Raw genomic sequence first — 10,279 nt, 5'->3', positions numbered from 1 at the left:
CAGCCGCCCCCACACCCCACGGAGCTCTTCGCGGAGCGCCTCGTCCTCGTCCTCAGCGGCCAGCGCCCCATCCACTGGGTGGCCAGGCACATCGCCAACACGGCGTACGACGAGCTGGCCCGCCTAGCCGAGCTGAACCCCCTGTGCGCCGACGGCCGCCGCCCCACGATCCGCCGGATCGGCCACTACCAGCCGCACCCGGACGCCTACGAGGTCTTCGCCCGCGTCGCGACGGGCCCGAGGCTGCGGGCCCTGGCGTTCCGCCTGGCTCTCGGCGCGGACCGCAAATGGCGGTGCACGGCGGTGGAGGTGGCCCTGCACGGCAGCGGCAGCGGCAGCGAAAGCGGCAGCGAGAGCGAAAGCGGCGGCTGACCGCGAGTCCGGCCAGCGAGTACGCGGGCAGGCATACGAAAGCGGGCAGGCACGCGAAAGGGGCCGGAAGTACGACTCCCGGCCCCTCGGACAAGCCACCGTCAGCGGCTCACCGCCAGCTCCGCACGACGGACGCCGCCGCCCCAGTACAGCGACAGCGCCCCGTCACTTCTTGCGCCGACGCCCGCCCTTCTGGGCCTTGCGCCGCTCGGCGCGGGTCATGCCGTCGGACGCGGACCGCACACCGCCGCCGTCCGTCGCGAAGTCGCCCTCGTCGACGCCGCCCTCGGCGTTCGGCGCCTGGAAGTGCAGGCGGTCCGGACGCTGCGGGGCCTCCAGGCCCTTGGCCCGGATCTCCGGCCGCGCACCGGCGGGAACGGCGTCCTGCGTGCCCTTGGAGAGCGACGTGGCGGGCGCCGAGTCCTCGACCGGGACCTCCTCGACCTGCTGCTCGACCTGGACCTCCAGGTTGAACAGATAGCCGACGGACTCCTCCTTGATGCCGTCCATCATGGCGTTGAACATGTCGAAGCCCTCGCGCTGGTACTCCACCAGCGGGTCCTTCTGCGCCATGGCGCGGAGGCCGATGCCCTCCTGGAGGTAGTCCATCTCGTAGAGGTGCTCGCGCCACTTGCGGTCGAGCACCGAGAGGACGACCCGCCGCTCCAGCTCACGCATGATGTCGGAGCCGAGCTGCTCCTCACGCGCCGCGTACTGCTGGTGGATGTCGTCCCTGATGGACTCGGAGATGAACTCGGCGGTCAGACCCGCGCGGTCGCCCGCCGCGTCCTCCAGCTCCTCGACGGTGACCGCGACGGGGTAGAGCTGCTTGAAGGCGCCCCACAGCCGGTCCAGGTCCCACTCCTCGGCGAAGCCCTCGGCGCTCTCCGCCGCGATGTACGCGTCGATGGTGTCGTCCATGAAGTGCGCGATCTGCTCCTGGAGGTCCTCGCCCTCCAGGACGCGGCGACGCTCTCCGTAGATGACCTCGCGCTGGCGGTTGAGCACCTCGTCGTACTTCAGGACGTTCTTGCGGGTCTCGAAGTTCTGCTGCTCGACCTGCGACTGGGCGGACGCGATCGCGCGCGTGACCATCTTGTTCTCGATCGGCACGTCGTCGGGCACATTGGCCATCGACATCACGCGCTCGACCATCTGCGCCTTGAACAGACGCATCAGGTCGTCGCCCAGCGACAGATAGAACCGGGACTCACCGGGGTCGCCCTGACGGCCGGAACGGCCGCGGAGCTGGTTGTCGATACGGCGCGACTCGTGGCGCTCGGTGCCGAGCACATAGAGCCCGCCGAGCTCCTTGACCTCTTCGAACTCGGCCTTGACGGCCCGCTCGGCCTTCTCCAGGGCGGCGGGCAGCGCCGCGGCCCACTCCTCGACGTGCTCGACGGGGTCGAGGCCGCGCTGGCGCAGCTCCGCCTCGGCGAGGTCGTCGGGGTTGCCGCCGAGCTTGATGTCGGTGCCTCGTCCGGCCATGTTCGTCGCGACGGTGACGGCGCCCTTGCGGCCGGCCTGGGCGACGATGGTCGCCTCCCGGTCGTGCTGCTTGGCGTTGAGCACCTCGTGCTGGACGCCGCGCTTGGAGAGCTGCTGGGAGAGGTACTCCGACTTCTCCACGGAGGTCGTGCCGACCAGGATCGGCTGGCCCTTCTCGTGCTTCTCCGCGATGTCGTCGACGACGGCCGCGAACTTGGCCACCTCGGTGCGGTAGATCAGGTCGGACTGGTCGGCGCGGACCATCGGCCGGTTCGTCGGGATCGGCACGACGCCCAGCTTGTAGATCTGGTGGAACTCGGCGGCCTCGGTCATCGCCGTACCGGTCATGCCGGACAGGCCGCTGTCGTAGCCGTCGCGCTTGTAGAGGCGGAAGAAGTTCTGGAGGGTGATCGTGGCGAGGGTCTGGTTCTCGTCCTTGATGTCCACCCCTTCCTTCGCCTCGATCGCCTGGTGCATGCCCTCGTTGTAGCGACGGCCGGCGAGGATACGGCCGGTGTGCTCGTCGACGATCATGACTTCGCCGTCGATGACGACGTAGTCCTTGTCCTTCTTGAAGAGTTCCTTGGCCTTGATGGCGTTGTTCAGATAGCCCACCAGGGGCGTGTTCACCGACTCGTAGAGATTGTCGATGCCGAGCCAGTCCTCGACCTTGCCCACACCGGACTCGTGGATGGCCACGGTGCGCTTCTTCTCGTCGACCTCATAGTCACCGGTCTCCTCGATGCCCTTGAGCTGGTTGCCCGGCTCCCCCTTGGTGAGGCGGGTGACCAGCTTGGCGAAGTCGCCGTACCACTTGGTGGCCTGGTCCGCGGGGCCGGAGATGATCAGTGGCGTACGGGCCTCGTCGACGAGGATCGAGTCGACCTCGTCGACGATCGCGAAGTTGTGGCCGCGCTGGACCAGCTCGTCCTTGGCCCACGCCATGTTGTCGCGCAGGTAGTCGAAGCCGAATTCGTTGTTCGTGCCGTAGGTGATGTCGCAGTTGTACTGCTCGCGGCGCTGGGCCGGCGTCATGTTGGCCAGGATGCAGCCGACGCTCAGACCCAGGAACTTGTGGACGCGGCCCATCATCTCGGAGTCGCGCTCGGCCAGGTAGTCGTTGACCGTGATGAGGTGGACGCCCTTGCCGGACAGGGCGTTCAGATACGCGGGGAGCGTGCCGACGAGGGTCTTGCCCTCACCGGTCTTCATCTCCGCGACATAGCCCATGTGCAGCGCGGCGCCGCCCATCATCTGGACGTCGTAGTGACGCTGGCCCAGGACGCGCTTGGCGGCCTCGCGGACCGTCGCGAAGGCCTCGGGCAGGAGGTCGTCGAGGGTCTCGCCGTCGGCGTACCGATCCTTGTACTCCTGGGTGAGTGCGCGCAGCTCGGCGTCGGAGAGGCTGACGAAGTCCTCTTCGATGGAGTTGACCTGGTCCGCGATGCGGTGCAGCTTGCGCAGGATCTTGCCTTCGCCTGCACGCATGATCTTCGAGAGGACGGACACGGGGGTTGGTCTCCTTGCCGGTCGGGCCTGGCATGGTCGGTTTTACTCGTCGGGCAACGGCCATCGTATGCGAGGACCCGGCTGTGCCGGGAGGTCTGCCCACAGGTCAACGGACGAGGGGCCCCGAAGGTGCCGGGTCGGGCCCGCGAGTGCCCCACGCGGGGTGATCACGACGAGCGGGTAAAAAGGCTGGCCTCAAGGCGGCGTCCCCCGCATCATCGCGTGATGGAGCCCGTCACACTCACCACCGAACGCCTGTGCCTACGCGTCTTCACCGCCGCCGACACCGACGAGATCTTCGACGCGTGCCAGGACGCGGACATCCAGCGCTGGACCACCATTCCGTCGCCGTACGCGCGCGTGGACGCCGACACCTTCGTGCACACCGTGGTCCCCGCGGGCTGGCGCGACGACTCGGAGTACACCTTCTCGGTACGGCCCCGCGAGGGCGGCCCGCTGATCGGTGCCGTCAGCCTGCACCACCCGCGCTCGGGCACCTGGGAGGTCGGCTACTGGACGGCCAAGGAGCACCGGGGCCGCGGCTATACGACCGAGACGGTGCTCGGCCTCGCCCGCTGGGCCTTCACCGACCTGCGCTGCCCGCGCCTCGAATGGCGCGCGGAGGTGGGCAACACCGGCTCCCGCGCCGTCGTGGAGAAGGCCGGCTTCACCGTGGAGGGCGTGCTCCGCGCGGGCCTGCTCAACAAGGGCACCCTCCGTGACAGCTGGGTCGGCGCCCTCCTCCCCTCGGACCTCGGCATGCCGTCGGCGCACCCGTATCTGCCCGCGCGGGCCTGAGGTCCCCCGCGAGGCTCCGCGATCCGCGTGCGGCCAGGCGGCCGGGAGGCGGCCCACGGGCCGGATGTCAGTGCCGCCGCCTATCGTTTTGACCATGACGAGCCTGCCGCGCCCCGCCATCGAACTCTCCGCCGACGAGGCCCGCCGCATCGCCCTGCGCGCCCAGGGCTTCCTCGGCGCCCCGGACCGCAGGGCCGGTGTGCGGGGCGTGCTGCGGCATCTCGGCGCGGTCCAGCTCGACACGATCTCGGTCCTGGCCCGCTCGCACGAGCTCATTCCGTACGCACGGCTCGGCGCCGTCGGCCGCGACACCGTGGAGGCGGCGTACTGGAAGGCGGGGCCGTCCGGACCGCGCGCCTTTGAGTACTGGTCGCACGCCGCGTGCGTCCTGCCCATCGAGGAGTGGCCGCACTTCGCCTTCCGCCGCCGTGCCTACCGCTCCCGCCCGCACTGGCACCACGACCTGCCCGACGGGGCGTATGACCAGGTCATCAAGCAGCTCCGCGCCGAAGGCCCGCTCACCGCCACGGAGTTGGGCGGCGCGAAGAACAAGGGCGAGTGGTGGGACTGGTCCGAGTCGAAGATCGCCGTCGAGCGCGCGCTGATGTACGGAGAGGTGGTGTGCACCGAGCGCCGCTCCTGGAAGCGGGTGTACGACCTGGCGGAGCGCGCCATTCCGGACGCCCTGCTCCACGACGACCTGGACGACGCCGAGTGCCTGCGCCGCCTGGTGCGCCTGGCCGGTGAGTCACTCGGCGTAGGCACGCGCGCGGACATCGCCGACTATCACCGCCTCAAGGGCGAGCAGTTCGACGCGGTGGTCGCGGACTCGGGTCTGGTGCCCGTGACGGTCCAGGGGTGGGACAAGCCCGCGTGGGCGGACCCGGCGGCGCTGGCGACGGCTCCCCGCGGCCGCCACCGCACGACGCTGCTCTCCCCCTTCGACTCCCTGGTCTGGGAGCGGGCGCGCACGGAACGGATCTTCGGCTTCACGCACCGCCTTGAGGCGTACGTCCCCAAGCAGAAGCGGATCCACGGCTACTTCGCGATGCCGCTGCTCTCGGGCGGCAGGCTCCTCGGCCGGGTCGACCCGGCCCGCGAGGGGAGCACGCTGGTCGCCCGGCAGGTCTCGCTCGACACCCCGAAGGCGGTAGCGCCGATGGCCCAGGCGCTCCTGGAAGCGGCTTCGTGGGTCGGCTGCGATGCCGTCCGGGTGGAGCGGATGGACCGCCCCGAACTGACGGCCGACCTGGTACGAGCCCTCGGCTGACCGTCCTCACCGGCGCCTTCGGCTGACCGCCCTCACCGGTGCCTACGGCGAGGGCCGCTCACCTGATCTCCAGGATCTTCTCCCGCATCGCGTAGACCACGGCCTCCATCCGGGAGTGCAGCTGGAGCTTCTCCAGGATGTTGCGCACGTGGTTCTTCACGGTGTTCTCGGAGATGAACAGCTCTTTGGCGATGTCGCGGTTGTTCATCCCGGTGGCGACCAGCTTCAGCACTTCGAGCTCGCGGTCGGTCAGCCGGGGCGCGGGCACGAGACGGCGCTCGTCGGTGCGCTGGATCATCGACTTGAATTCGGTGAGCAGTTTCGACGCCATCGAGGGACTGATCTGCGACTGCCCGTCGGCCACCGCACGGATCGCGGTGGCCACCTCGTCCGTGGAGATCTCCTTGAGGAGATATCCGGTGGCGCCGGCCTTGATCGCGTCGTAGAGGTCGGCCTCCTCGTCGCTGATCGTCAGCATGATGATCTTGGCGCTGGGTGCGACCTCCTTGATGGAGGTGCATGCCTCGATGCCGCCGCGCTTGGGCATGCGCACATCCATCAGCACGATGTCGGGCAGCAGGTCCGCGGCCTTGTCCACCGCCTCCGCGCCGTCGCCCGCCTCGCCGACGACCTGGATGTCCTCCTCGGCGGCGAGGACGATCTCCAGGCCACGGCGGAAGAGGGCGTGGTCATCCACCACAAGAACCCTGATCGGTTCCTTGCGCGGGGCGCCCGTGTCCGTGCCGATGCCGATGCCGTCCCCGGCACCCTCGCGATGCATCGGTCCGAAGCTGTCCGCCATCGTTCCTCCCCCATGAAGGCCGTGGCCTGTTGTGCCTCTGCTGCGCCAACCCGAGGCGGCAGCACACCGGTTGGCCGGCGGGGTCATGATTTCATGCCTGGCGCCGGTGCGGTGCGCGCACTGGTCGCACGAGGGTGCCCCTGGGGGCGCACACGCGCTCCAGGGGCACCACGTCAGCGGTTCGCGGGGGCGGCGTCAGCCGCCGAGCGCGCCACCGCCACCGGCCGACTCGGCCCGGGCGACCATGGGGTCGGTGTTGAGACGGATGACGCCGTAGTCATAGGCGTGCCGTCGGTAGACGACGCTGGGTTCCTTGGATTCGGAGTCGACGAACAAGTAGAAGTCGTGCCCGACCAGCTCCATCTCGTAGAGCGCCTGGTCGAGCGTCATGGGTGCCGCGACGTGCGTCTTCTCGCGGACCACGAGGGGGCCTTCGCCCTGGACCTCCAGGGAGCCGATCCTCTTGACGGGCACGCCGTCCGGCTCCTCGTCGCGGACGACGGTGCCGTCTCCGTTGAGAGTCGCCGCGTCCGGGACCCGCTCGGCGACCTCGGCGGCGGAGAGCCTGCCGTTGCCCCGGCGGTTGTGGCGCTTCTCGTGCTGCTTGCGCAGCCGGGCGTCGAGCTTGGCGGTGGCCAGGTCGAGTGCCGCGTACGGGTCGGCTGCCGAAGCCTCGGCGCGAATGACGGGCCCGCGCCCGCGGAGTGTGATCTCCACGCGGTCGGAACGGTCGGCCTGGCGCGGGTTGGTTTCCTTGGACACCTCGACGTCGAGGTGGATCACCTTGCCGTCGAGCTTCTGGATCTTGTCCAGCTTCAGCTTCTCGGCCACGTGCTTGCGGAACCGCTCGGGTACCTCGGTCTTGCGGCCCTTGACGACGATGTCCACGCAGAACTCCGTTCCCGGATCGCCCCGCTTCGGCGGCGGAGCATCTCCCTTTTGCACCAGACCCCGGTGGTCTTCCGGGGCCTCGGACTCGGTGACTTCCACCTCCTCCTCCCCCATGGACGAGACGTCCACCCCACCGGCCCGGGTGATTGCGGAAAAATCCCGCGGACCGGCAATCCGATATGCGAGGTCGGGCGTTCGCCATTCCTCACAACCGAACATATCTCGCCCGGAGGTATGTCGTCACCCTCTACTGCTGCGTACCTCCATTCGGGTGGTACGACCCTCTCATCACCTGCAACGAAGCAAGTTCTCCATCAGTTCCGGTTTATTTCGAAAGAATCCGGCGACGCGGCGACAACCGCGGCACTGATCACGTTTCCACGGCTCAATTGCGGACCTCTCACGGCCCCGCTTCCCAGTCCCCGCAAGGCCTCTGTTCGCGCCTTCCATTCCGTGTGTATGTCACGTATTGCACGCGCGGCTTCCGCCAGTGACGCGCCGGTGGTCATCAGGTCGTCCACGACCACCACCCGCCCGCCGCCGACGAGCAGCCGGCCGCCCCCGGCGGTCACCTCGAGGGCGCCCGCCAGATTGGCCTGCCGCTGCCGGGAGTCGAGCCCCGACTGATCGGCCACCGCACGCCGTTGCCCCCCCCCCCCCCCCCCCCCCCCCCCCCCCCGGATCGCGTTCGCCGCAGCTCCCCGGCCGCGGCGAACGCGATCCGCCGCACCGGGTCGTGCCCGCGCGCCCGCACCGCGGCGCGCGACGACGGCACGGGGACGAGCGTCAACGGCACCGTGCGCCCCTGTGAGCCGCCGTGTGTGCCGTCTACCCACGATGGCGCCTCCGTATCACCCGGATCCCGCGTTTCGCCCCGCAGACCGGCGCGCACGGCCCCGGCCAGGGCGACGCCGAGCGGACCCGCGAGCCCCAGGGCGCCACGCTCCTTGTGCGCGAGCAGGACGGCCCGCACCGCGTCCTCGTACGCCCCCGCCGCGTGCACGACCGGCAGCCCGCGCGGCTCCGGATCAGGGCGCACCCGACGCGGCGCCCTGCCGCACAGCACCGCCCGGCAGCGCTCGCACAGCACCGTCCGAGGCCTCCCGCAGCCCTCGCACTCAGCGGGCAGCACCAGGTCGGTGAGGTCCTGCCACCACCCCCGCATGGCCACCACTGTGCCAATGCGCGGGCGCCGCTACCACCCCTGTGGATAACTCCGGCCCGGCTCTCAGGAGCAGCTAGACGGGCTCACCCCGGACGGACGGGCTCACCCCGGATAGACGGGCGCCGCACCGTCCTTGACCACGGTCTGCCACTGCGAGCCCGTCGGGAGCCGGACGATCCCATCGTCCGAGTGCGCCACCAGCGGCTGCTGGTCACTCTCGGACGCGGCGATCTCCTTGACGCCCGTGAGACCCGGCAGCGCGGTCCCGGAGAGCACCGAGCCGTCGCACTGGACGTACCGCATCTGCTGGACCCCGCCGGACTCCCTGCCGACCACCACGAGGCGGCTGCCGCCCGCCCACGACATGGCGGTGACCTCCTCCATCTGCGGTGCCGCCTGGGTCGGATCGAGCACCGACATCCGCGGCTTCGCGCCCTCGCCCCGGTCCACGCGGCCGATCCAGAGGGACGACTTGCCGTCCTTCTTCACCAGCAGCGCGATCCGCACGCCGTCCGCCGACACCCGTACCGCCTCGACGCGCCCGTCCAGCGCGGGAACCTCGACCTGCACCGGCTCGCCCTCGCCCGCGCCGAGCCAGAGCAGCCGCGGCCGCTTCGGGTCGCGGTCGGCGACCCACAGATCGCCGTGGCCGTCCCAGCTCGGGGTGGAGAGCCGGTCCTCCTCCGCCTTGGCCCGGCTGCGCACCTGGGCCTTGCCGAGCGTGTCACCGGAGCCCAACGACCCCGTGTACAGCGACTTCCCGTCCAGGGACACCCCCGCCGCGCGCTTCTCGTCCCGCGAGACGGCCGCCGAACGCAGCGGCTGCTCACCGGTGCCGAGGACGCCGCTCACCGGCGCCGGATCGGCGGTGCTCCCGGAGTTGGCCGGCATCCGCACCAGGCGGTGCTTGTCGTCGACGAAGTACTGGTACGAGGGACGGTCCGCGCTGCGGTGCGCCGTGACGCTCTCCGCGTGGCTCTGGCTCAGCACACAGAGCATCGAGCCGTTGGAGCGCTGGAGCGTCACCTGCTCCACCCCGGACGGTGACAGGTCCTCCAGTGTGTAGAGCAGCTGCGCCGCCATCTCGCGGCACCGCGTCTGGCTCGCCCCGTCCGAACGGCTGTTGAGCTGCACGGTCAGCCGGTTCTGGTCGTCCGGCGTCAGCGGCTTGCCCGGGTCCTTCAACTGCGTACCGCTGCGGAACCGCGAATCCGCCACCGGGCTCAGCCAGTTCGTCGGCCCCGCGAGAAGCAGCTTGACCGTCTGGGTCAGCGGGTCGATGCGCTGCCGTATGTAGACCGGATCGGCGACGAGCCCCGCCTGGCCGTCCGGCCCCGGCCCCGGGGTCCCCGCGTAGTAGTACTTGTTGACGGAGCGGTAGATGCGCTGGAAATCCGATTCGCCGAGCACCACGCCCGGCGGCGGCTCGTCGATGCGCCACTCCTTGCGGCCGCCGGGGCCGCTGACCAGGCTGAGGTGCACGGACTGGCGGTAAGGAGCCGCCGCGGGGCGGTACGCGTGCTGCCGGTCGACCTTCGCGACCTGCTGCCCGGTCAGCGAGAAGCGGCGGCTGCCCTCCGCGTCGTTGCCCGCGTTGCCCGCGTCCGTGTTCGGACCGTCGGCGAGGACCGTCGTGGCCCGCTCCGGGTCCCACTTCTTCGACGCGCTCTTGGTCAGATACTTCCGCGCCATCGCGAACTGCGGATCATCGCTGGTCAGCGCCTCAAGGAAGCCCTGAACAATCTCTACGGGCAGCGCGCCCTCACGCGGCGGCAACGCGTACACCCGGACCTGCGACTGGGAGTCCGGACGCTGCGAGGCGTCGACGGGCTTCAGATTGCCGCTGTCCGGCATCGAGGCGCAGCCCGCCAGGAGCGCTCCACAGCTCCCGAGCAGCAGCCCCGTACGCGACGGACGCCCGCGGCCCCGACCCGGGCCACGCCCCCTGCGCTCAGCGCCCACGACTGCCTTCCTCTCCCCGGAC

Annotated in this window: 7 protein-coding genes and 1 pseudogene; 3 read left to right on the top strand and 5 right to left on the bottom strand. The window is 70.2% G+C overall.

Translation table 11 applies throughout. The features are described 5' to 3' along the window. Positions 1–372 (top strand): Rv3235 family protein (locus AB8Z36_RS17620; protein ID WP_369214268.1); only part of this gene is annotated, 372 nt, incomplete at its 5' end. 165 nt (positions 373–537) lie between these two features. Here AB8Z36_RS17620 and secA read toward each other — a convergent pair. Next, a complete protein-coding gene (gene secA / locus AB8Z36_RS17615; protein WP_369214267.1) occupies positions 538–3,369 on the bottom strand; it encodes a preprotein translocase subunit SecA in 2,832 nt (943 codons plus the stop codon). Between the two features lie 225 nt (positions 3,370–3,594). Here secA and AB8Z36_RS17610 point away from each other — a divergent pair, with 225 nt between their 5' ends. Both AB8Z36_RS17610 and AB8Z36_RS17605 read left to right on the top strand, forming a co-directional pair. Continuing rightward, positions 3,595–4,167, top strand: a complete 573-nt coding sequence (locus AB8Z36_RS17610) for a GNAT family N-acetyltransferase (protein WP_369214266.1) — start codon at positions 3,595–3,597, stop codon at positions 4,165–4,167. 94 nt (positions 4,168–4,261) lie between these two features. After that, positions 4,262–5,437: a winged helix-turn-helix domain-containing protein gene (locus tag AB8Z36_RS17605; RefSeq protein ID WP_369214265.1), complete on the top strand. Its 1,176-nt coding sequence runs from the start codon at positions 4,262–4,264 to the stop codon at positions 5,435–5,437. Between the two features lie 58 nt (positions 5,438–5,495). Here AB8Z36_RS17605 and AB8Z36_RS17600 read toward each other — a convergent pair whose 3' ends face one another. The 4 genes and pseudogenes from AB8Z36_RS17600 to AB8Z36_RS17585 form a co-directional block, all read right to left on the bottom strand. Next, positions 5,496–6,239 (bottom strand): response regulator, encoded by a 744-nt coding sequence (locus tag AB8Z36_RS17600; protein WP_369214264.1) that lies wholly within the window; start codon positions 6,237–6,239, stop codon positions 5,496–5,498. Positions 6,240–6,434: 195 nt separating this feature from the next. Continuing rightward, entirely contained in the window at positions 6,435–7,127 is a 693-nt protein-coding gene (gene hpf, locus AB8Z36_RS17595) for a ribosome hibernation-promoting factor, HPF/YfiA family (RefSeq protein WP_440581937.1), read from the bottom strand. A 317-nt stretch (positions 7,128–7,444) separates the two neighbouring features. Then, positions 7,445–8,295: pseudogene (locus tag AB8Z36_RS42300) on the bottom strand (ComF family protein). A gap of 102 nt (positions 8,296–8,397) precedes the next feature. Further along, entirely contained in the window at positions 8,398–10,257 is a 1,860-nt protein-coding gene (locus AB8Z36_RS17585; protein ID WP_440581938.1) for an LpqB family beta-propeller domain-containing protein, read from the bottom strand. Between the last annotated feature and the right edge of the window lie 22 nt (positions 10,258–10,279).

It is taken from the genome of Streptomyces flavofungini (genome assembly GCF_041028215.1).
Lineage (GTDB): Bacteria > Actinomycetota > Actinomycetes > Streptomycetales > Streptomycetaceae > Streptomyces > Streptomyces flavofungini_B.
Note: the sequence above shows the minus strand (reverse complement) of the source record. Positions and strands in the feature narration are given on the sequence as shown.

Bases quoted from the DNA above. Each gene is read 5' to 3' on its own strand.
- AB8Z36_RS17610 (WP_369214266.1), top strand. From the start codon at position 3,595: ATGGAGCCCGTCACACTCACCACCGAACGCCTGTGCCTACGCGTCTTC.
- AB8Z36_RS17600 (WP_369214264.1), bottom strand. From the start codon at position 6,239: ATGGCGGACAGCTTCGGACCGATGCATCGCGAGGGTGCCGGGGACGGC.
- AB8Z36_RS17605 (WP_369214265.1), top strand. From the start codon at position 4,262: ATGACGAGCCTGCCGCGCCCCGCCATCGAACTCTCCGCCGACGAGGCC.